Annotated in this window: 22 protein-coding genes; 9 read left to right on the forward strand and 13 right to left on the reverse strand. The window is 67.1% G+C overall.

The window, feature by feature from the left end; all coding sequences use genetic code 11:
* Positions 1 to 112: 112 nt before the first annotated feature.
* From M3G03_RS05695 to M3G03_RS05705, 3 genes are all read right to left on the reverse strand, one after another.
* Positions 113 to 2,929 (reverse strand): aconitate hydratase, encoded by a 2,817-nt coding sequence (locus M3G03_RS05695; RefSeq protein ID WP_259808719.1) that lies wholly within the window; start codon positions 2,927 to 2,929, stop codon positions 113 to 115.
* Between the two features lie 164 nt (positions 2,930 to 3,093).
* Positions 3,094 to 4,263: a class I SAM-dependent RNA methyltransferase gene (locus tag M3G03_RS05700; RefSeq protein ID WP_259808720.1), complete on the reverse strand. Its 1,170-nt coding sequence runs from the start codon at positions 4,261 to 4,263 to the stop codon at positions 3,094 to 3,096.
* On the reverse strand, positions 4,263 to 6,290 hold the full coding sequence (locus tag M3G03_RS05705) for an APC family permease (RefSeq protein WP_259808721.1): 2,028 nt from the start codon (positions 6,288 to 6,290) through the stop codon (positions 4,263 to 4,265). The genes M3G03_RS05700 and M3G03_RS05705 overlap by 1 nt, the downstream gene beginning before the upstream one ends.
* A gap of 131 nt (positions 6,291 to 6,421) precedes the next feature.
* Between M3G03_RS05705 and M3G03_RS05710 the strand changes: the two genes are divergently transcribed.
* Complete coding sequence (locus tag M3G03_RS05710) at positions 6,422 to 7,069, forward strand: TrkA family potassium uptake protein (protein ID WP_259808848.1); 648 nt, start codon at positions 6,422 to 6,424, stop codon at positions 7,067 to 7,069.
* A 33-nt stretch (positions 7,070 to 7,102) separates the two neighbouring features.
* Positions 7,103 to 7,834: a TrkA family potassium uptake protein gene (locus tag M3G03_RS05715; protein ID WP_259808722.1), complete on the forward strand. Its 732-nt coding sequence runs from the start codon at positions 7,103 to 7,105 to the stop codon at positions 7,832 to 7,834.
* 28 nt (positions 7,835 to 7,862) lie between these two features.
* Here the strand turns inward: M3G03_RS05715 and M3G03_RS05720 are convergent, their stop codons facing one another.
* The 4 genes from M3G03_RS05720 to M3G03_RS05735 all read right to left on the reverse strand — a co-directional run bounded on the left by M3G03_RS05720 (position 7,863) and on the right by M3G03_RS05735 (position 10,153).
* On the reverse strand, positions 7,863 to 8,231 hold the full coding sequence (locus M3G03_RS05720) for an OB-fold nucleic acid binding domain-containing protein (protein ID WP_259808723.1): 369 nt from the start codon (positions 8,229 to 8,231) through the stop codon (positions 7,863 to 7,865).
* The gene (locus M3G03_RS05725) at positions 8,228 to 9,097 is read right to left on the reverse strand and encodes a DUF3710 domain-containing protein (protein ID WP_396121907.1); all 870 of its coding nucleotides are present in this window, start codon (positions 9,095 to 9,097) and stop codon (positions 8,228 to 8,230) included. Before M3G03_RS05725 ends, M3G03_RS05720 begins: the two co-directional genes overlap by 4 nt.
* Before the next feature lie 74 nt (positions 9,098 to 9,171).
* Positions 9,172 to 9,624 (reverse strand): dUTP diphosphatase, encoded by a 453-nt coding sequence (gene dut, locus M3G03_RS05730; RefSeq protein WP_259808724.1) that lies wholly within the window; start codon positions 9,622 to 9,624, stop codon positions 9,172 to 9,174.
* Complete coding sequence (locus M3G03_RS05735) at positions 9,617 to 10,153, reverse strand: DUF3093 domain-containing protein (protein WP_259808725.1); 537 nt, start codon at positions 10,151 to 10,153, stop codon at positions 9,617 to 9,619. The genes dut and M3G03_RS05735 overlap by 8 nt, the downstream gene beginning before the upstream one ends.
* Before the next feature lie 73 nt (positions 10,154 to 10,226).
* On the opposite strand from M3G03_RS05735, the gene M3G03_RS05740 reads away from it, so the two are divergent.
* Entirely contained in the window at positions 10,227 to 10,514 is a 288-nt protein-coding gene (locus M3G03_RS05740) for a DUF4235 domain-containing protein (RefSeq protein ID WP_259808726.1), read from the forward strand.
* Positions 10,515 to 10,607: 93 nt separating this feature from the next.
* Here M3G03_RS05740 and M3G03_RS05745 read toward each other — a convergent pair whose 3' ends face one another.
* Positions 10,608 to 10,904: a DUF4193 domain-containing protein gene (locus M3G03_RS05745; RefSeq protein WP_259808727.1), complete on the reverse strand. Its 297-nt coding sequence runs from the start codon at positions 10,902 to 10,904 to the stop codon at positions 10,608 to 10,610.
* 264 nt (positions 10,905 to 11,168) lie between these two features.
* Here M3G03_RS05745 and M3G03_RS05750 point away from each other — a divergent pair, with 264 nt between their 5' ends.
* The gene (locus tag M3G03_RS05750; RefSeq protein ID WP_259808728.1) at positions 11,169 to 11,387 is read left to right on the forward strand and encodes a DUF6458 family protein; all 219 of its coding nucleotides are present in this window, start codon (positions 11,169 to 11,171) and stop codon (positions 11,385 to 11,387) included.
* A gap of 151 nt (positions 11,388 to 11,538) precedes the next feature.
* Entirely contained in the window at positions 11,539 to 12,555 is a 1,017-nt protein-coding gene (gene sepH, locus M3G03_RS05755; protein ID WP_259808729.1) for a septation protein SepH, read from the forward strand.
* Between the two features lie 27 nt (positions 12,556 to 12,582).
* On the opposite strand, the gene M3G03_RS05760 is transcribed toward sepH, so the two are convergent.
* The 4 genes from M3G03_RS05760 to M3G03_RS05775 are packed head-to-tail and all read right to left on the reverse strand — an operon-like array spanning position 12,583 to position 15,893.
* Positions 12,583 to 13,419: a sulfurtransferase gene (locus tag M3G03_RS05760; protein WP_259808730.1), complete on the reverse strand. Its 837-nt coding sequence runs from the start codon at positions 13,417 to 13,419 to the stop codon at positions 12,583 to 12,585.
* Complete coding sequence (locus M3G03_RS05765; protein WP_259808731.1) at positions 13,416 to 14,132, reverse strand: thymidine kinase; 717 nt, start codon at positions 14,130 to 14,132, stop codon at positions 13,416 to 13,418. The genes M3G03_RS05760 and M3G03_RS05765 overlap by 4 nt, the downstream gene beginning before the upstream one ends.
* Positions 14,133 to 14,148: 16 nt before the next feature.
* Entirely contained in the window at positions 14,149 to 15,306 is a 1,158-nt protein-coding gene (locus tag M3G03_RS05770) for an alkaline phosphatase family protein (protein WP_259808732.1), read from the reverse strand.
* Positions 15,303 to 15,893, reverse strand: a complete 591-nt coding sequence (locus M3G03_RS05775) for a DUF5998 family protein (RefSeq protein WP_259808733.1) — start codon at positions 15,891 to 15,893, stop codon at positions 15,303 to 15,305. Before M3G03_RS05775 ends, M3G03_RS05770 begins: the two co-directional genes overlap by 4 nt.
* Before the next feature lie 59 nt (positions 15,894 to 15,952).
* Between M3G03_RS05775 and M3G03_RS05780 the strand changes: the two genes are divergently transcribed.
* The 4 genes from M3G03_RS05780 to M3G03_RS05795 all read left to right on the forward strand — a co-directional run bounded on the left by M3G03_RS05780 (position 15,953) and on the right by M3G03_RS05795 (position 21,007).
* Complete coding sequence (locus tag M3G03_RS05780) at positions 15,953 to 17,098, forward strand: App1 family protein (RefSeq protein ID WP_259808734.1); 1,146 nt, start codon at positions 15,953 to 15,955, stop codon at positions 17,096 to 17,098.
* Positions 17,099 to 17,225: 127 nt separating this feature from the next.
* Positions 17,226 to 19,832 (forward strand): DNA topoisomerase (ATP-hydrolyzing) subunit A, encoded by a 2,607-nt coding sequence (locus M3G03_RS05785; protein ID WP_259808735.1) that lies wholly within the window; start codon positions 17,226 to 17,228, stop codon positions 19,830 to 19,832.
* A gap of 31 nt (positions 19,833 to 19,863) precedes the next feature.
* Positions 19,864 to 20,451 (forward strand): hypothetical protein, encoded by a 588-nt coding sequence (locus tag M3G03_RS05790; RefSeq protein ID WP_259808736.1) that lies wholly within the window; start codon positions 19,864 to 19,866, stop codon positions 20,449 to 20,451.
* Between the two features lie 55 nt (positions 20,452 to 20,506).
* Positions 20,507 to 21,007 carry a carbonic anhydrase gene (locus tag M3G03_RS05795; RefSeq protein ID WP_259808737.1) on the forward strand — a complete coding sequence of 167 codons (501 nt, stop codon included), beginning with the start codon at positions 20,507 to 20,509 and terminating at the stop codon, positions 21,005 to 21,007.
* Between the two features lie 6 nt (positions 21,008 to 21,013).
* Here the strand turns inward: M3G03_RS05795 and thpR are convergent, their stop codons facing one another.
* Positions 21,014 to 21,583 (reverse strand): RNA 2',3'-cyclic phosphodiesterase, encoded by a 570-nt coding sequence (thpR, locus tag M3G03_RS05800; RefSeq protein WP_259808738.1) that lies wholly within the window; start codon positions 21,581 to 21,583, stop codon positions 21,014 to 21,016.

Genomic DNA, 21,583 nt, shown 5'->3' on the forward strand with positions numbered 1-21,583 from the left:
CCAGAGCCTGACCACCCGAGCCCTACTCTCCCCCGAACGAGTTCGCCCCCCGCACCTCACGGTGCAGGGGACGAACTCTTCCTGTCAACGCCCAGCGGCGACCGACAAGGGGTCAGGACTTGGCGAGGTTGCGCAGGACGTATTGCATGATGCCGCCGTTGGTGTAGTAGGCACGCTCCCCGGGGGTGTCGATGCGCAACAGCGCGTCGAACTCGACGGTGGAGCCGTCAGCCTTCTGAGCCACGACCTTCACGGTGCGCGGGGTTCGCCCCTCGTTCAACTCGGTGACACCGGAGATCGAGAAGGTCTCCTCACCGCTCAGTCCAAGGGAGTCAGCGCTCTCCCCGTCGGGGAACTGCAGGGGGAGGACGCCCATGCCGATGAGGTTCGAGCGGTGGATACGCTCGTAGCTCTCGGCGATCACCGCCTTCACGCCCAGCAGCGCGGTGCCCTTGGCAGCCCAGTCACGCGAAGAACCCGAGCCGTACTCCTTGCCGGCCAGGACGACCAGCGGGGTACCGGCAGCCTGGTAGGCCTCGGATGCCTCGAACACGGTGGTGACGGGGCCATCGGCCCGGGTGAAGTCGCGAGTGAAGCCACCCTCTGTGCCCGGAGCGATCTGGTTGCGCAGGCGAATGTTGGCGAAGGTACCCCGGATCATCACCTCGTGGTTGCCGCGGCGGCTCCCCAGCGAGTTGAAGTCACGCTGGGCAACGCCGTGCTCCACCAGGTACTTGCCAGCCGGAGAGTCGGACTTGATCGAACCGGCCGGCGAGATGTGATCGGTGGTGACCGAGTCACCGAGCTTCAGCAGGACGCGAGCACCCTCGATGTCCTCAACCGGGGTCGGCTCAGCCGGCATGCCGTCGAAGTAGGGCGCGCGACGGATGTAGGTCGAGTTCTCGTCCCAGGCGAAGAGGTTGCCCTCGGGGGTGTCGAGGTTCTGCCAGCGCTCATCGCCCTTGAACACGTCGGCGTAACGGTCGGCGTACATCTCCGCGCTGATGGAACTGCCGATGACTTCCTCGATCTCGCTCGTGGATGGCCACAGGTCCTTCATGAAGACGTCGTTGCCCTCGGCATCCTGGCCGATCGGCTCGCTGGCCAGGTCGATGTCCATGGTCCCGGCGAGGCCGTAGATGATGACCAGCGGCGGGCTGGCCAGGTAGTTCATCTTCACGTCGGGGCTGATGCGTCCCTCGAAGTTGCGGTTGCCCGAGAGCACCGCGGTGACGGCCAGATCGTTGTCGTTGATGGCCTGGCTGACCTCGGGGATCAGCGGCCCGGTGTTTCCGATGCAGGTCACGCAGCCATAGCCGACGGTGTTGAACCCGAGCTGGTCCAGGTACTGCTGGAGGCCGGACTTCTCGTAGTAGTCGGTGACGACCTGCGAGCCGGGGGCGACGGTGGTCTTGACCCAGGGCTTGGGCTTGAGGCCCTTCTCCACGGCCTTCTTGGCGACCAGGGCGGCGCCGATCATGACCGAAGGGTTGGAGGTGTTGGTGCACGAGGTGATCGAAGCGACGGTCACGGCACCGTGGTCCAGCTCGAACTGGCTGCCATCGGCGAGGGTGACCGGGACCTTCTTCGAGGGGCGTGCCGCGACGGGCTCGGAGCCGCGCTCTACCGGAGGCTTGGAGGTGTCCACGCTGTTGGGAGAGAGCTTGATGGGATCAGAGCCGTACATGGTCGACTCGATCGCCTTGTCCAGGTTGCCCTTGACCGGGGCCACCTCGTCGGCGACGTAGGACGGCAACACCTCGCGGAAGGCGTTTTTGGACTGGGCCAGGACGATACGGTCCTGGGGACGCTTCGGGCCGGCGATCGAGGGGACCACGGTGCTGAGGTCTAGCTCGATGTACTCGGAGTAGACCGGCTCGCGGTCGTCCTCGTGCCACAGGCCCTGGGCCTTGGCGTAGGCCTCGACGAGGGCGATCTGCTTCTCGTCGCGACCGGTCAGACGCAGGTAGTCGGTGGTCTTGTCGTCGATCGGGAAGATCGCGATGGTGGAGCCGTACTCCGGGGACATGTTGCCGATGGTGGCGCGGTTGGCCAGTGGCACCTCGGAGACGCCGGGGCCGTAGAACTCCACGAACTTGCCGACGACCTTGTGCTGGCGCAACATCTCGGTGATGGTGAGCACCAGGTCGGTGGCGGTGACCCCGTCGTTGAGCTTGCCGGACAGCTTGAAGCCGACAACGCGGGGGATGAGCATGGAGATCGGCTGGCCCAGCATCGCGGCCTCTGCCTCGATGCCGCCCACACCCCAGCCCACGACACCGAGGCCGTTGACCATGGTGGTGTGGGAGTCGGTGCCAACACAGCTGTCGGGGTAGGCCTGCAGGACGCCGTCAACCTCACGCGGGAAGATCACGCGGGCCAGGTTCTCGATGTTGACCTGGTGGACGATGCCGGTGCCCGGGGGGACAACCTTGAACTCGTCGAAGGCACCCTGGGCCCAACGCAGCAGCTTGTAGCGCTCGGAATTGCGCTGGTACTCCACGTCCACGTTCAGCTGGAGGGCGTCGGCGGTGCCGAAGTACTCGGCAATGACGGAGTGGTCGATGACCATCTCGGCGGGGGCCAGCGGGTTGACCTTGCCAGCATCCGCGCCCAGGTCAGCCATGGCCTGTCGCATGGTGGCGAGGTCAACAACGCAGGCAACGCCCGTGAAGTCCTGCATGATGACGCGTGCAGGGGTGAACTGGATCTCCTTGTCGGGCTCGCCAGTCGGGGCGCCGGCAGCGAGGGCCTTGATGTCCTCGGCGGTGATGTTGGCGCCGTCCTCGGTGCGCAGGAGGTTCTCCAGCAGCACCTTCAAGCTGTACGGAAGCTTGTCGTGGCCCTCGACCGCGTCCAGCTTGAAGATCTCGTAGGTCGTGCCCTCCACGTCCAGTGTGGACTTGGCACCGAAACTGTTGACGCTCATACGTCTCCTCGTTAGGTCGATTCCTCGGCCCCGACGCGAGGTCGAGACCTCCCACGGGTGCTAGCCGTCATTTTCTCTTGACATCAAGATACCACCCTATGGATGTCCCTGCCTAGTCTGCTACACGGCGTCGGTCTGCGCACCCGGCCCCCCGGAACTGGGCGTCAAGGAGCCGCGGGAGCCGGGACGAGCAGCGCCACGCACTCCACATGGTGGGTCATCGGGAACAGGTCGAAGGCCCGAATGCTCTTCGCCACCCAGCCGTGCTCGGTGAAGGTCTTCAAGTCTCGGGCGAGCGCGGCCGGGTCGCAGGCGACGTAGGCGATCGCCCGCGCACCCAGCCCGACCAGCCGTTCGACCACCTTCGCGCCGGCTCCCGTGCGCGGAGGGTCGAGGACGACCAGGTCCACCTGCTGCGGCAGGTCGCGCAGGTTGCGCTCCAGGGGGCCGGCAATCACGTCGGCCTCGGGCACATTGCGGGACGCCATGCGGGCCGCGCGGCGATCCATCTCCACGGCGGTCACGCTGACGCCCTTCTCGGCGAGAGCGGAGGCGAAGAGCCCGACACCGCAGTAGAGGTCCAACCCCACCTCACCGGGGCGCGGCGCCAGTGCCTTGAGCACGGCCCGGACCAGTAGCTGGGGCGCCTCCTGGTGGGGCTGCCAGAACCCGGACGCCGCCACCTGCAACCGGCGTCCGTTCACCTCGTGGGCGACGGTCGGGCGCCCATGCAGGACCTCGCGTCCCGCGACCACGGAGACAGCGTCCGCCACGGCGACGACCATCTCCTCCCCCGCTGCCTCACGGGCCAGGATGTCGAGCTCGTCGACGGTGAGGCCGGCAGGCTCTGCGATGCGGCAGCCGCCTTCGGGCAGCTCGACCACCTCATGGGATCGGTGCCTGCGCAATCCGGCCCGCCCGGTCTCGGTGACGTACCGCATCCGGGAGCGCCAGCCGAGCGGCTCCTCCCCCACCTTCTCGACCCGCCCGACCCACTCGATCCCGGCCAGTCGCTGGAGTTGCTCGGCGACCACCTGCCGTTTGAGTTCACGTTGGTGGGCCCATTCGACGTGCTGGAAGTCGCAACCCCCGCAGGTCCCGGCCACGGGGCAGGGTGGACGCACGCGCGCAGGGCTGGGGTCGAGCACCTCGACCGCGTCCCCCCGCCAGAAGCGCGGCTTGCTGGTGTCGGTGAGTCGCACCATCACCTGCTCGTCGGGGATGGCATGGCGCACGAAGATGACACGGCCCTCGTGGCGGGCGACACAGTGCCCGCCGTGGGCGACTGGTCCAACCTCGACCGGACCAATGATGGTGCCGACCTCGATGTCCACTACTCCTCCGATTCCGCGTGCATCGCGGCCACACCGGCGCGACGCCAAGCGCTGGGGTGGTCAGCACGCAGCCGCTCCAGCTGGTGACGCGAGGAACTCAAGCGGTAGGGCACGCTGGTCACCATCACGCCATTGATGAAGTGCAGTCGGGTACGGATGAGCAGCGCGGTCTGGTTGTGCAACATCTGTTCCCACCAGTGACCGACCACGTATTCAGGGATGTAGACGATGACGACCTCGCGCGGGTTGTCGCTGCGCAGTGCCTTCACGTAGTCGATGAAGGGCGTGGTCACCTCACGGTAGGGCGAAGCGACGACTTTCAGCGGGACACCGAAGTCCATCGTCTCCCAGTCGTTGAAGACCTCCCGGGAGGCATCCTCGTCGACGGCAACCGTGACTGCCTCGAGGGTGTTGGGGTGGGTGGCCTTGGCATACATCACGGCGCGAACAGTCGGCTTGTCGAGACGGTTGACCATGACCACGGCTCGGACCCGAGAGGGAATGAGGCGTTCGGAGGCGTCCGTGACGGCCACTTCCTCACTGACCGCCTCGTAGTGGCGTCGGATGGCCTTCATCACCAGGAAGACGACCACCATGGCGATGATCGCCAAGTAGGCGCCGTGGAGGAACTTGCTGACCAGGACGATGATGAGCACCGTGGCCGTCATCATGAAGCCAATGCCGTTGATGATGCGCGACTTCTTCATGCGGCTGCGAATGACCGGGTCGCGTTCGGTGATCAGGTGCCTGCTCCAATGGCGCATCATGCCCAGCTGGCTGACAGTGAAGGAGACGAAGACGCCCACCACGTAGAGCTGGATCAGCGCGGTCACCGAGGCGTTGAAGATCAACACCAGTGAGATGGCGGCGACCGCCAGCACGACGATGCCATTGGAGTAGGCAAGCCGATCGCCACGGGAATGCATCTGTCGAGGCAGGTACCCGTCGCGCGCCAGGATGGACCCGAGCACCGGGAAACCGTTGAACGCGGTGTTGGCCGCCAGGAACAGGATGATCATGGTGCAGGTGATCACGAACCACAGGCCGGGCGGGAAGTTGTTGAAGACAGCGTGGCTGAGCTGGCCCATCACCGTCATCGCCTCGTGGTGGCTGGTGCTGCCATCAGGGAGCAGGAAGTAGGAACCGCCGCGCTCGTCAATCTGCCGAACCCCGGTGAGGTTGGCCAGCGTGATGATGCCGAAGAGCATCGCGATGGCGATGCCGCCCAGCAGCGCCAGGGTGGTGGACGCATTGCGGGCCTTGGGCTCCCGGAAGGAGGGCACACCATTGGAGATCGCCTCCACACCGGTCAGCGCCGCACATCCGGAGGAGAAGGATCTGGCCAGCAGCGCTGCCATCGCCAGGCCCTGGAGGTTGTCGTAGCCGCTCGGCCCGACGACGCTCCAGTCCTGGGTCGGTGAGTGCAGGGCCTGCCCCAGGATGAAGATCCGGGTCAGCCCCCAGACGGTCATTCCAATCACAGCGATCATGAAGCAGTACGTGGGAATCGCGAAGATGGTTCCCGATTCGCGGATGCCGCGCAGGTTCACCAGCATCAGCAGGAAGATGATGCCCGCCGCGACCGGACCCTCGTGACCCTTCAGGAAGGGGAGCATCGCCTCGGCGTTCTGCACCCCGGATGAGACCGACACCGCCACGGTCAGGATGTAGTCCACCAACAGCGCGCTGGCCACGACCAGCCCGGCGTTGGGCCCGATGTTGACGGTGGCGACCTCGTAGTCGCCACCTCCACTGGGGTAGGCATGCACATTCTGGCGGTAGCTGAGCACCACGACCAACATCACCAGGGCCACCGCCAGCCCAACCCACCACGAGAAGGCAAAGCCTGCCAGCCCCGCCAGGGACAGCGTGAGCAGGATCTCGTCGGGAGCATAGGCGACCGAGCTCAGCGCATCGGAGGCGAAGACGGGAAGGGCGATACGCTTGGGGAGCAGGGTCTCACCCAGCTGGGTGGAGGCCAGCTTGCGACCGATGATGACCCGCTTGAGCCCATCGACAATGTTCACCCCGGAACAATAGACCGACTTGCTGGCGGATGCATCGTCAGCATGGTCCTGCCCGGTTCGCTCGAGAACCTGCGCGCTCAGGAGTAGCGTGTGGCGGGCAAGCATGAGGAGGCAGCGTGCACATCGTGATCATGGGCTGTGGCCGTGTCGGCTCGTCCCTGGCCAAGGCGCTGGAACGTCGCGACCACTCGGTGGCCATGATCGACATCGACGTGGATGCCTTCCGTCGCCTCGGGCCGGAGTTCCGCGGCATCACGGTCAAAGGAGTCGGCTTCGATCGCGACGTCCTGGTCCAGGCCGGGATCAAGCAGGCCGACGGGTTCGCGGCCGTCTCCAGCGGCGACAACTCCAACATCCTCGCCGCTCGGGTGGTACGCGAGCAGTTCGGCGTCCACAACGTGATTGCCCGCATCTACGACCAGGGACGCGCGGAGGTCTACGAGCGACTCGGTATCCGTACCGTGGCGACGGTTCGCTGGGCGGCCAACCAGGTCCTGCGCGGACTGCTGCCCGAGGGTTCGGAACCGGTGTGGCGTGACCCGGCCGGGAACGTGCGGCTGGTGCAGGTACACACCGACGACGCCTGGATCGGCAAGAGGGTGCACGCCATCCAGACCGCAGCCGGCACCCCCCTGCCCTTCATCCTGCGGTTCGGCCGCGGGCTGGTGCCCAACCAGGCCACGGTCCTGCAGGACGGGGACCTGGTCTATGCGGCGGTCGAGTCCGATGACCTGACACGGGTGGAGGACGTCCTGGGCAACCCGCCCGGGCGTCCCTGACCACGACAACCCGAGCCAGAAGAGGAGCACGAGATGCGCGTGGCGATCGTGGGAGCCGGCCAGGTGGGTCGCTCCATCGCCAAGGAGTTGGTGGCCAATGGCCACCACGTGATGCTGATCGACAAGAACCCCAAAGCCATCGAGAGCGAGAAGGTGCCCGAGGCGGAGTGGGTGCTCGCCGATGCCTGCGAGATGGACTCTCTGGAGGAGTGCCAGTTCGAGAGCTACGACGTGTCCATCGCCGCGACCGGGGACGACAAGGTCAACCTGGTGCACTCCCTGCTGGCCAAGACTGAGTTCGGCGTCCCGCGGACCGTGGGGCGGGTCAACCATCCCGGCAATGAATGGATGTTCGACGAGGCCTGGGGCGTCGATGTCGCCGTGTCGACCCCGCGCCTGATGAGTGCCCTGGTGGAGGAGGCCGTCTCCGTGGGTGAGCTGGTGCGCCTGTTCACCTTCCGAGAGGGGTCGGCCAATCTGGTCGAGGTGACCATGCCCGAGGAGTCCCCGGTGATCGGGCGGGCCATGCGCGACCTGAACCTGCCGGGGGACGCGGTGATGGTCGCCTTCATCCGGGACGGGATGGCGCGAGGACCCGAGCCCGACGGCACCCTCGAGGAGGGCGACGAGGTGCTCTTCGTGGTCAGCCCGGAGTTCGAGCACGAACTGGCCGACCTGTTGGTGCCACGGGTGAGTGGTCCGCGATCGGCACCGGCCCACCCACCGAGCGCCCCTCCGGCGGGGGACGTCGAGAGCTGGCTCTGACCTCTTCCCGCCCCCGGGGGGCGGGGGGTCAATCGAGCAGCGTGTAGCGCGGGTTGTAGAGCACGCGCTCCCGCCCGCGGCGGGCCAGCCGGCCAGTGACCTGCATCATGCGCCCGGCATCAATGCCCGGGATCACGCGCCGTCCCATCCACAGCAGGGTCACTTCACCAGTGCCGTCCTGCAGCTTCGCCTCGAGCCAGTCACGCGCCGAGTGGGGCGCGAGGGTGACCAGACCGATGCGCCCCTGCAGGGTGACCAGTTGTCGGGCGCCGCACTGGTCAATCGTGGCGCACCCCGACTCCTGAGAGGCCCTTGCCAACTCGTCGTTCTCGAGCTCGGTCTGGGAGGAGACCAGTCGCCTGACCGCCCTCCCCCACATCCCGACCGGCTGGTTCACGACTCGTCCGCCTGGATGAGCTCTTCGGGCAGCTGCATGGGGATCAGGTCGCCGGGCACCATCGGCTCCTCGCCGCGACGCACGACCACATTGCAAAAGAACTCGAAGAGCAGTTCACCGGCGCCCTCAAAGCCATCCTGCATTGCCGCTTCGCCCATCAGGACGCCGCGCAGCAGCCAGCGGGGGCCCTGGGCGAACCACGTGCGGGAGACATGCCAGGCCTGCTCACCGTCGGGAGCCTCGACTGGGATGATCCGCCGGATCTCGGGACCGAAGGGACCCTCGAGCATCTCGGACTCGCCCCCGGCCGCGACAGTGGAGGCGACCATGTCATCAGCCACATCCTTGATCATGGAGCTTCGTGCCGGGGCTGCGAACAGCGCCACCTCCAGGGCGGACTGCTCAGACACCACCAACACGGACTGCACCTGACCGGACGTCTGGTCCACCTGCAGCTGGAGCTGCATCTCGTCGAAGGGGGTCAGGATCAGGCTGCCGAAGTCGAGGCGATCGATCTCATCGGCGTCGAGGTCCACCTCGTCGATGTCGAAGGGCCCGTCCTCGCGCAGCTCCTGGTCGGCCTCGAGGGAGTCGTCGTCGAAGGCGTCCTCATCCTCGAGCTCGTCCTCGTCGAGTTCGTCCTCGTCGAGTTCGTCCTGGTCGAGTTCCTCCCCTTCGTCGGCGTCACCTTCGTCGTCGGAGTTGTCGTCGTCGTCGGTCTCCTCGCCCTCGATACCCTCGTCCGCCGTGTCGTCGAGCTCCTCCTCCTCGAGCTCCCCATCCTCGAGGTCCTCGTCGGTCTCCAGCTCAGCGGGGTCCAGGACGTCCTCTTCTTCGAGCTTCTGCTTCTTCTTGCGACCGAAGATCACCAGATGGCCTTTCGCTTGGTGGGGACCCGCTCGGGGCCCGTCTGATAGCGCTCTGCTAGGACGGAGCCACTCTACCAACGGGCGATGCCGCCGGTGCTGCCGTGGCCGCCCTCCCCCCGGGCGCTGTCGCCCAGCCGTTGGCGGACCTCGAAACGCGGGTGCGCGACGGCCTGGATCACCAGTTGCGCTATCCGGTCGCCACGCTGGAGGTCGATGGGGTCGTGTGGATCATGGTTGACCAGGTTGACCATGATCTCGCCGCGGTACCCGGCGTCAATGGTGCCTGGCGCGTTGACCATGCCGAGGCCGTGGCGAGCGGCCAGACCGGACCGCGGGTGGATGAAGCCCGCCCACCCGGTGGGGATCTCCACGGCGATGCCGGTCGGCACGAGACGACGTTCACCCGGCTCGAGGTGGACGTCCTCACGGCAGACGAGATCGGCCCCGGCATCGTCGGCGTGGGCGAAGGCGGGCACGGGGATGCCGGGGTCGAGCAAGCGCACACCGATCACAGGCTCAGTCATTCCGCGAGTCCGCTCGATGGTGCTTCAGACCCACAGTGATCGCCTCGGCGAAGTCTTCGGGGTGTCGTGTGGCGACCAGCCACTGGTCATGGGGGTCAGCTGCGTCGTCCACGCCAATCTTGACGGCGCGTTTGAGGTAGGGACGCACCAGCAGCCAGGTGCGTCCGTCGGAGGCCTCGGCCAGGACCTGGCGTGTGGCCATCTCATCCAGTGCCTTCGCCCCGCCCACCCAGGCCCAGCCCAGATGCGCGCCGGCGACATGGACACCTGAGTCGTCGACGCGCAACTGCGCGCCTCCGTAGGTGATGAGGACGAGCGCGGCGAGGCCGCCCAGGAGGACCAGCGCACCCAGTGCCCAGACCACGTCGAGGATCGCCCAGACCGCGACGACGAAGGTGAACACCAGGAAGCCCACGATGGCCCACCATCCCCCCGAGACGGTCAGGCGCTCGGTGTAGACCGGGGCCGAGGCGGCGGAGGGCTGCGCAGGGGGCCGAGGAGCTGTCGGAGTGTGGGCTGGCTCGTCCATGCGAGCAAATCTAGCCCGTGGGCATCCCCGTCTCTGCACCCCTCGCGGTGCGGCGCACCCTTAGGATGTGGCCATGGACCTGCAGGAAAAGGTGTTGTACAAGGTGTACGCCGCGGTGCTCGGCACGACGATCACAGTGGTCACCCAGAAGGCGCTCACGAGTGCGTGGAAGATTGCCACCGGCGAGGAGCCCCCGGAGCCCGGAGACCCAGACGTCCCGGCCTTCCAGGCCTTCATCTGGGCGATCAGCAGCGGTGTCGGTATCGGCATCGCCCAGCTGGCGACGACGCGCTACACAGCCCGTCACTGGGGAGCTCTGGGCTCCAAGCCGAAGCCGCGTCGAACCACTTTCAAGGTCTGATCCCGGAGCCATCCGGCTCCACGACACCTCGAGGGGCACCCGCGGACGGGTGCCCCTCGAACCACACGATCTGGAAATAGTCGCCTGGAGTGCTCAGTAGCAGTCCACGCAGAAGACCTGGTCTCCGTCAGTGTGGGCGACCTGGCTGCGGTGCTTCACCAGGAAGCAGCTGGCACAGGTGAATTCGTCGGCCTGACGAGGCAGCACGCGAACGGTCAGCTCCTCATGGGAGAGGTCCGCGCCCGGGAGCTCGAAGGACTCCGCAGCCTCCACCTCGTCCTCGTCGACCGTGCCCGACTTCTGATCGTTGCGACGACTCTTCAACTCCTCAATGGAGTCTTCGCTGATCTCCTCGTCGGTCTTGCGCGGCGCATCGTAGTCAGTCGCCATGTACCCCTCCACCTGCTGTCGTGGTCACCAACCCCGTGTGTGACGTGCGCATTTATATCACCTCTTCCAGCGTGGTCAAGAGGTGCCTGCGCAATGGGGGCCCTGCAGGGCACAACCCACCCGCAGGGGTGGGGTGAATCCTCACGCGTCGCCACGCGATGGCTGCTCGCGTCCCTAGCCTCTGAAAGAGCCGGCCAGCCCCATGGCCCGCTGACCGACTGACCTTCGGCACCTCCGAGGGTCCAGCACGACCAGGAGACCACCATGTGGATTGGACTCGGCATCGTCCTCCTCGTGATCGGCGCAGTGCTCAAGTGGGCGCTCAACGTGGAGATCCCCTACGTTGACGACGACATCCTGGGCTGGATCCTGATGATCGCCGGCGTTGCCGCCATCATCTTCTCCTTCATCGCCCAGGCCCAGCGCCAGAACTTCCGCACCACCAATGAGACCCGCGTGGAGGACATCGAACGTCGTCCCTGACCCACAGCCTCTCGCGCCAGCTGAGCCCCCGCGCCAGCTGAAGTCAAGGTGCAGGGTCCGGGGCCGTGATACTGCGCTGCTCGGGCGGTCTTGGTAGGTTGACGCGGAACCGTAGAATCGGCCCCCCACTGGACGCTGCACAGGAGTTTCGATGGACAACACCCTCAGCCCCCGCGAGATCCAGGCGCGCATTCGCGCCGGGGAATCCGTGGAGGACCTGGTGTCCGACTCGGGGATGTCCTACGAGGCCGTCGAGCCGTTCGCGGCCCCGGTCCTGGCCGAACGGGAGCATGTCGTCGGCCAGGCGCTGAGCAGCCCCATCCGGAAGAAGGGTGAGTCGTCCTCGGCACGGTCCCTGCGCCAGGTGGTGCGCGAGCACCTGCAGCATCGTGGCATCGACATCGACGACGTGCAGTGGGACTCCTGGCGCGAGCCCGATCGCCGCTGGGGCGTGGTGGCCCGCTTCTGCGACGATGAGACGAACACCGACTCCCCCGACGTCGAGGCGCGGTTCATCTTCGACACCCGCGGACGCTTCAGCACGGCCTCCGACGATGCTGCTCGCTCGTTGATCGGTGAGCCCCTTCCCGGCGCCGCGACGCCCGCCGACCCCGACTCCGAGCCGACCGTCGAACTCGACGACGACATGGCGCTGGTGCGAGCGACCCAGAAGGGCGAGGACGCCGGATCGGGCCATGACGAGCCTTCCGAGCGGGGCGCGGTCGACTTCGCGACCGCGGCTCCCGATAGCCCCCCGGCCACGACGGTGGACGAGGCCCATGACGACCTGATCGGCCATGAGTCCCAGCTCGACGTCCTCTACGACATGCTGAGCGCTTTCGATGAGGACTCGGTGAACATCTACGCCGACCTCGACATGCCGGTCATCGAGGAACTGGCCGACGAAACCTCCGGGCAGGCCGAGGAACTCCCCGCCCGGGAGGTGCCGGAGGAAGAGGCGAAGGAGCCGGTGGAGGAACAGCTGCCCGCACAGCCCGTTCACCAGCCTCAGGAGGCTGCCCCCGACGAGCCGGCCATCACCGAGCCGGAGCAGGATCCCCTGGTGGAGGCCCCGACGCCCAAGCCGCGGCCACGTGCCCGCAAGGGTCGCGCCAGTGTTCCCAGCTGGGACGAGATCATGTTCGGCGGACCCCGATCGACCACATGAGCCGCGCACCGATGCGCCAGTGGCGGGCTAGGCCCCGGTGGCGACCTCACGGTCGGGGTCGCTGATCCAGTCCGACCAGCTACCGGGATAGATCCCCAGCCCCGTGATGCCCGCGTGCTCGGCGGCCAGCAGGGCATGGGCGGCGGTGATACCGGACCCGCAGCTGAACACGTCCCCTTCGCCGACCCCGGAGAAGACCTCACGGAGGTCGTCAGGTGTCTTGAAGCCCTCGGTGGTGGACAACTCTCCCGCTGGCAGGTTCACCGCACCCGGGATGTGACCTGCGACCGGATCAATGGGCTCGGACTCCCCGCGGAAGCGTTCCGCGGTGCGAACGTCAATGACCTGGTGCCCCGAAGCGAGGTGCTGGAGAATCCCGCGAGCGTCCACGACGGTGAGCCGGCCGGGACGCACAGTGAAGGATCCGGCTGCCGGCTCGGGCGTGGTGTCGCTGGTGCTGGGGAGGCCCGCTGCCTGCCAGCGTGCGAAACCGCCGTCGAGGACCCGGACCTCGACCACACCGGCGTCCCGAAGCACCCACCAGACCCGCGCCGCGCCCATTGACGGGCCCTGGTCATAGACCACCACTCGGCTGTCATCGTCGAGGCCGAGAGCCCGGAGATCCTGCTGCAACCTGTCCGGATCGGGCAGCGGGTGACGTCCGCCCCGGCGGTCCTCCCGCACGGGGCCGGAGAACATCTGGTCGACATCCACGAAGATCGAACCGGGGATGTGTCCAGCCTTGTAGCGGCCCCAGCCGAAATCTGGCATGCCCAGCGCAAAACTGGCATCCAGGACCAGCGGGGGCGCGGCCGACTCGAGTTCCCTGGCGAGGTCGGTCGCTGAGATGAGGGGGCTGGTCATGGGGTGTCCTCGGGCTGGTCGGAGTCGAAGGGCAGGGTCTCGGGCGACAGGGTGGCACGGGAGAGCTCTTTGGTCACGCGGCGTCGGTGGTGCTTGCGGCACAGCACCTCGTAGTGGACTGAGGTGGGCGGGGCGTCATCACCCACGTCACCGACCACCACCTGGTTGCCCTCGGTTACCATCTCCCCGTCGATCACGCGCGCATTGTGGGTGGCCCTGGCGCCGCACCAGCACAGCGGCTGCACCTGCAACATCTCGATCCGGTCGGCCAGTTCCACCAGACGACGTGAGCCGGGGAACAGTTCGGTGCGGAAGTCGGCCATGATGCCGAAGGCGAAGACGTCGAGGCCGAGTTCGTCGACGGCCATGGCGAGCTGGTCCACCTGGTCGCGGGTGTAGAACTGCGCCTCGTCGCAGACCAGGAAGTCCAGGCGGGATCCTTCGCTGAGTCGGGCCACGACCCACTTCCAGAAGTCGAAATCGGGGTTCACCTCCAGCGCCGGGCTGCTGAGCCCGATCCGACTGGTGATGACCGATTCGCCGGCCCGGTCCTGACTGGTGAATAGTTGCCCGCGGCGTCCGTGGGAGGCCTGGGTGTGGTTGACCTGCAGGGCGAGGGTGGACTTGCCGCAGTCCATTGGCCCGGAGAAGAAGACCAGTTCGCCGGGTTGGTGCTCACCATCCCAGGCTGCGGGGTCCAGCTCCTCGACCATCAGTTCTCCCCCACCCTCAGTAGTGCTCCGGCGCGTCCACGAGCAGCGGAACCACCATCTCCGCCGGCGTCAGCGAGCCATGCATCCCGACCAGCGCAAGTTCGCGCGGCAGATCTTTGCTCATCACCGCCCAATCGTCACGCATCGCCGCCACCACGTCCCCGATGCGCTGGGCGGCCTGGGGGGTCACGTTCGGGCCGAACCAGCTCTGCTCGATGGCCTGCTCGCGGGTCCGCACCCACGCACGTTCTCCCAGGAAGTCCGTCCAGCGGGCCGCGACGTCGGCGGGATGGTCGGCGTAGAGCTGACGGAAACGTCCCTCACCGGCCAGGGCGGTGACGCCACGCATCAGTTCGGGGTGATCCTGCACCAGAATGCGCCGGTCGAGCGGGATGTCGAGCATGCCATGGTCACCGGTGATCAGCAGGACCACGTCGTCGTCCAGCGCTCCACGCAGTCGGGCCACCCAGTCGTCGATGCGGGTCAACTGCTGTCGCCAGGCGGGGTGCTGGATGCCCAGGCTGTGCCCGGTGTGGTCCAGCATCCGTTCGTAGACGTAGACCAGGCTGCGCCGGCCATCACGGGACGCCGCCACGACACGATCGATCCGGTCCTGTTCGTCGGCCTCATCCACCAGCCCGCTCACCACCTGGCCCCGGAGGGCAGCGCGGGTCAGGCCGGAGTCACGGAAGCGCTCGGGCACGACCCCGGTACACGTGGCCTCACAGCCGCAGGCCTTCTCGAACCAGGTCGGGCTGGGCTGGACTTCCTCCGGTACCGCCTCGGTGTCCCAGGTGAGGGCGTTGAACACCTTCCCGCCGGCCTGGTCGCGGAAGGAGTATCCGACGATGCCGTGACGACCTGGGGCCGTCCCGCTCCCCAGTGAGGTGAGCGAGGTCGCGGTGGTGGAAGGGACGGTCGCGGTGATCTCCTGACCGTCCCCGAAGAGGTCGGCGAAGTAGGGTGCGATGGCCATGTGCTGGCGCAACAGGTCGTGGCCCAGGCCATCGACCATCACCACCACCCAGCGATGGGAGGGGGGCAGGTGGAGAGCAGGAACACCGGCGTCCCTGACCCCCAAGTGCGCACCGATGCTCGGCAGCACCTCGGCCAACGTGCTGTGCCCCCAGTCGGGGAGCATCGGCTCGTCACTGCTGGGGCGCCGCAGCCTCATCGGCTGGACTCGCTGATGGCCTGCTGCAGCGTTGAGCCGAACTCGACCAGGCGTCGGACGGACTCCTCCCCGTCAGCAGCGGGGCTCATCCGGACCGTGATGTCATCGGAGATCTGGGTGCCGGAGAAGCCGTGGTCAGCCTCGCAGGTGGGGTCGGCGCAATGGGCTGGTTCGAGCTCCAGTCGGCGCAGCGTCCCCCAGCCGATGGTGAGCCAGGTCTCGACCACCCGCCCGGCACCCTTCTCCGGCTCGGCGAGCACGCGAGTGACGGTGACCGAGTTGATGTTGCGCAGCGGCACGGACTCGGTGGAGGTGATCGCCTGGAGCACACCGGCAGGGTTGTCGTTGGACTCATCCGTGTGTCCCACGACAAGGCGGGTCGGCGTGACCACCATCAGGGAGAGGTGCCGGTGCACCTCTTCAGCCATGAAGGTGGCCTCGTGGTGGACCAGGTGGGTCCGGACGGGTTCCTCCCCCAGGGCGAGTTCGATCGACTCGGACACCAGCTCGGGGAAGAAGCCGCACCCGATGATGCTTCGACGCACCTCGTCGGGCAGTGAGGAGGGTCGAATGGAGGGCTGCTGCACCGTGCCATCCTGCCACATTTCCCCAGTCGGACGGCCTGCACCCACTAGTCTTCCGGCACATGAGCAATCGCCCCTTTGTCGGTGCCCGACTCGAGGAGACCTGGACGCGCTGGCTGGCCCACCGGCTGCGACGGCGTGGCTGGGTCGAGACCGTCGTGGGCTATGCAGGTTACGGCACCTCGACGCAGGTGCGGGTGCTGGGGCGCGTGACCCTGAGCCCCGACCGCCCCCGCTCGGACCTGATGCGTGCCGCCGACGACCTGCTGCGCCAGCGCGGCTGGAAGAACTTCGCGGCCGTCGCTCTGGGGCGCCACACGGTGACCGTCACCATCGGGGACGCCCCCATCGATGTGCAGACCGACCGTTCGGGCTACATCGACGTGCGGGTCAAAAACCTCGATCTTCCTCCGGGCTGGCACGAGATCTCCATGCAGACCAAGGACTCCAAGCCGATCAAGGTACCCATCCAGGTGGTCGGTGATGAAGAAACCTTTGGTCTCATCAGCGACATCGACGACACGATCATCTCCACCTGGCTGCCGCGACTGTTCATCGCTGCCTGGAACTCCTTCGTGGCCACCGAGCAGGCCCGCCAGTCGGTGCCCGGCATGGCACGCATGTACCAGAAGATCCTCCAGGACCACCCGGGCGCGCCGGTCATCTACGTGTCCACCGGGGCCTGGAACACCTACCCCTTCCTGCGCCGCTTCATCAAGCGCCACGGCTACCCGCAGGGCACGATGCTGCTCACGGACTGGGGACCGACCAACACCGGCTGGTTCCGCTCCGGGCCCGAGCACAAGCGGCTCTCGCTGCGCGAACTGGCCCGCGACTTCCCCCACATCCGCTGGCTGTTGGTGGGTGATGACGGCCAGCACGACCCCATGCTCTACCGCGAGTTCGCCGACCTGCAGCCCGACAAGGTGCGGGTCATCGCGATCCGCCAGCTGACCATGGCCCAGCAGGTGCTGGCCCACGGCACCACCACCGTGCTGGGCGACCCCAATGACGTCCAGTTCCACCCCGACGACGCCCCCGAGGTCCGCGCGCCCGACGGCGACGCCCTCCACCCCAAGCTCGTCGAGGCCCTGGCCGCCGAGCAGCGGGACCAGGACCGCCGGGACGCGGAGACGACCCAGAATCGGAAAGCCGAGGAGCCCGAGGTGGTGGAGGAGCCCGAGGTGCTGCAGGGGCCCGAGTCCTGAGCCTTCGTCGCGGGGACGGAACAGGCCTGCGGCGCGCCGGTTTCGCCCTGCCCACGCGAGTTGGGAGACTAGGGCGTTGGACGCGCAACTCCTGGCGTCCCCGAGATGAAGGGAACTGGCGCACCAGATGACCGACCAGCCGATGATCGAGGAGGACGACGAGCGCATCATCGACGTCGACGTGACGGCGGAGATGGAGTCGAGCTTCCTCGAGTACGCGTACTCGGTCATCTACTCCCGTGCACTGCCCGATGCACGTGACGGCCTCAAGCCGGTGCAGCGACGAATCCTCTACTCGATGGACCAGATGGGCATCCGCCCCGATCGCGGGCATGTGAAGTGCGCCCGCGTGGTGGGTCAAGTCATGGGTGTGCTGCACCCGCACGGCGACAACGCCATCTACGACGCTCTGGTGCGAATCGCCCAGCCGTGGGCGATGCGCCTGCCGCTGGTCGATGGGCACGGCAACTTCGGTTCTTTGGACGCCGGCCCGGCGGCGATGCGCTACACCGAGTGCCGGATGGACCTCCCCGCGACGGCGATGACCCAGGGTCTGGATGAGGACACTGTTGACTTCCGGCCCAATTACGACGGCAAGGAGACCGAGCCGGTCGTGCTCCCGGCCGCGATCCCCAACCTGCTCGTCAACGGTGCCGCCGGCATCGCGGTGGGCATGGCGACCAACATCGCCCCGCACAACCTCGTCGAGGTCGTTCAGGCGTGCAAGCACCTGCTCAAACACCCCAACGCCACGCTGGAGACCATCACCCGCTTCATCCCCGGACCTGACCTGCCCACCGGCGGAACGATCGTGGGCCTGTCCGGCATCCAGGACGCCTACGCGACCGGACGCGGCAGCTTCCGCATCCGGGCGACCGCCCGCATCGAGCAGGTCGGCCCGCGCCGCAAGGGCATCGTGGTCACCGAGCTGCCCTACATGGTCGGCCCGGAGAAGATCATCGAGCAGATCAAGACGCTGGTCCAGAACAAGAAGGTCACCGGCATCAGCGACATCAAGGACCTCACAGACCTCAACCACGGCACCCGCCTGGTGATCGAGGTCAAGAACGGCATCAACCCCGAGGCCCTACTGCAGCAGTTGTACAAGCTGACCAAGCTGGAGGACTCCTTCGCGATCAACTCCGTGGCGCTGGTGGAGGGACAGCCGCGGACGATGACCCTGAAGGAGATGCTGGACGTCTACCTCGGCCACCGCCTTGAGGTCGTCACCCGCCGAACCCGCTTCCAGCTGGGAAAGGCCTCCGAGCGGCTGCACCTGGTCGAGGGCCTGCTGCTGGCCATCCTCGACATCGACGATGTCATCGCCATCGTGCGATCCTCCGATGATTCCGCCGAGGCGCGGACCCGGCTGATGGAGGCCTTCGAGCTGTCCGAGGCCCAGGCCAACCACATCCTCGACATGCAGCTGCGCCAGCTGACCAGGCTATCCTCGATCCGATTGGAGGCCGAGCGCGACGAACTCAGGCAGCGCATCGCCCGGCTCACCGAGATCCTCGAGAACGACGACGTGCTGCGCAGCGTGGTGGCCGATGAGCTGACCGAGGTGGCACAGAAGTACGGCACACCGCGGCGCACGGTCCTGCTGGAAGGCTCGGGGGAGACTGCGGCCAAGGTGCCGACGACCGCGGCTGACCTGGAGATCGCTGACGGACCCTGTTGGGTGCTGATGAGCTCGGCCGGACTGATGGCACGGATCGACACCGCCGAGGCACTGCCCCACGGCGGCTCCCGGGTCAGCCACGACGTGATCGTGGCAGCGATTCGGTCCACCACGCGGGGAGAGTTCGGTGTGCTCACCAACCTGGGGCGGGTGCTCCGATCTTCGGCCGTCGACCTCCCCACGGTCCCCCTGACCGCCAATGCGCCCTCGTTGAAGGGTGGCTCGCGGGCGAAGGAACTGTTCACCTTCGAGAAGGGTGAGCGCGCGATCGGACTCACCTCCCTCGGCGTAGGCGCGTCCGGGCTGGCTGTGGGCACCGCCCAGGGCGTGGTCAAGCGAGTCAACCCCGAGATGATGAACCGGGACTCCTGGGAGTACATCCGCCTGGAGCCGAAGGACGAGGTGGTCGGGGCCGTCGAGCTGGCTGATGAGGACAGCGAGCTCACCTTCATCACGACGGACGCCCAGCTGCTCCACTTCCCCGCAGGTTCGGTGCGGCCGCAGGGTCGCGCCGGTGGCGGCGTGGCCGGCATCCGGCTGGGGTCGGGAGCGCGGGCGATCTGGTTCGGCCCCGCCCGCGAGGGGGACGTGGTGGTGACCGTCTCGGGAAGTTCTGAGGTGCCTGCAGGCTCCCAGAGCGGGATGGTCAAGGTCACCCCATTCACCGAGTACCCGGGCAAGGGGCGCGGCACCGGAGGCATCCGCTGCCACAAGTTCCTCAAGGGCGAAGACGTCCTGCTGCTGGGCTGGGCGGGTGCTCCCCCGGCGGTCGCTGCCGCCGCCTCGGGCTCGGCGATCGACCTGCCCCCCGCGACCGGCAAGCGCGACGGTTCCGGGACGCCCGCAGCCCAGCCCATCGCCGCAGTGTCCAGCAGGGCGATTGCTGCCTCGGAGGCACGCGTGGCACCTGCGAGCTCGGAGGCGTCCCGGGCCGCAGCGGGGGTCGACCCGACCCCTGGCGAGGATGCCCCAGCTGAGGACTTCGACGAGGACTCTAAAGTGGAGACTCAGCCCGCTGTTGATGACGCAGGATCGCAAGCCACATTGCTGTGAGAGTTGAACTTCCTTTGACTTCGGAGTGCCCATGACGCCAAATGCGTGGTTTACAACCATCGGTGCCGCGGTGTTGGCTTGTGCGGCAGCGTTTCAGGCTCAGATTGACCTCGCTAATGCATGGGCGTGGCAGCGCCAAGCGGCGCGGCTTGACCCGCAGAACACGAAGGCTGCGCGACGTCGCCAGTCGTGGCCGACCGCCGAGGGCTATGAGAGCCCTGGCCTGCTGCCGTGGATTCCTTCCTCAGTCCACGCGCAAATCGGGGCTAAGAGTCTCAACTCTGGGGGCTGGATGCTGGTGTCGTACGGATCAACGCTGACGTTCGCTGGAAGCCTCCCCGCCCCTACGTGGGCTCTGTTCTTGGCCGCTTTGGGCATATTCCTGTTCGCCGTGCTTTTGGCTACTTGGCTAACGCGCCAACTATCGCGTGAAGGCGAGATGGATTGCAATCTCGCCTTCGTGCGAACGTACGGCTTTGGAAGATTCAACGCGCGGCTCGAGGAAGCCGAGTCGAGCAAGTTCTTTCGTCGAGCGGGTAACTACTTTGGGAGGATGCTGCGCAATTCCGCCTTGGTGGTTCTCGCGCCGTGGCGTCTGAGGCGCAGCATTCAGGACTGAGGACGAGGGGACGTGCAGACACGCCCCCCAGTGCGTTGGCCGTAGAGTGTCCCCCATGGGTGACTTTGACGACCTGCTGGAGAGGAACAAGACCTACGCCGAGACCTTCACCGAGGGCGGCTTCGACGGCATCGCGCAGGCCGGGGTCCTAGTGATCACGTGCATGGACTCGCGCATCGAGCCGCTGAGCATGCTCGGCCTCAAGCTCGGGGACGCGAAGATCCTGCGCACCCCCGGTGGTCGGGTCACCCCGGACGCCATCGTCGGGTGCATCCTGGGAGTGCACCTGCTCAACGTGGATCGCATCATGGTTGTCCCCCACACCCGCTGCGCGATGGCAAGCGGCACCGACCAGCAGATTGCCGACAAGGTGCTCACCAAGGATGGCACCGACATCCGCGGCATGACCCTGGGCGCCTCTCCCGACCAGGCCAGCGCCGTCAACTTCGACGTGCGTGCGCTGCGCAGCCACCCGCTCATCACCGGCTTCGCCACCGTGGGCGGGTTCATCTACGACGTGGACTCCGGGCTCCTGGAGGAGATCACGATCGCCTGAGGCAGCTCAGCGGGCTCCTCGGACCACCGCGAGGGGCCAGCGACCCACGACCTCATAACGGCGCTCGGCCAGGTGCGACTCAATCAGCACCAACTCCTGGGCGGTCCAGGACCAGCCCGGGAAGGAATCCACGATCCGCACCCATGAGGTCGCTTCCGTGCCGCGATGGGTACGGGCCAGGGTGAGGTGACCGGTGTAGCGTGCGCCATCCGCACTGGTTCCGGCCCTGGTGGCAGCATTGCGGCAGCGTTGGGCCAGGGCTTCCAGTTCCTGTGCGCCCTGTGTCACGCCCAGCGCCAGGATGCGTGCTCGGCTGGGGTCCGGGAAGCAGACGGTTCCCGCCAGACGGATGTCGAAGGCGGGGGTGGCCGCAGCCGCCTCGGCGAGCAGTTCGTCAAGGGGTTCGCGGGCGCGTTCGGGCACCGAGGCCATGAACGCGGTGGTGACATGCCAGTTCTCCATCGGCGTCCAGCGCCACGTTCCCGACCCCGCGGCCCGGCGTGGTTGGAGATGCGCGTCGATCCGCTCCAGGACGTCGAGCGGGGGCAGGACTGCGGAGAACAGGCGTGCGGTCAT

This window comes from Aestuariimicrobium sp. p3-SID1156, from assembly GCF_025144225.1.
In the GTDB taxonomy this organism is placed as follows: Bacteria; Actinomycetota; Actinomycetes; order Propionibacteriales; family Propionibacteriaceae; genus Aestuariimicrobium.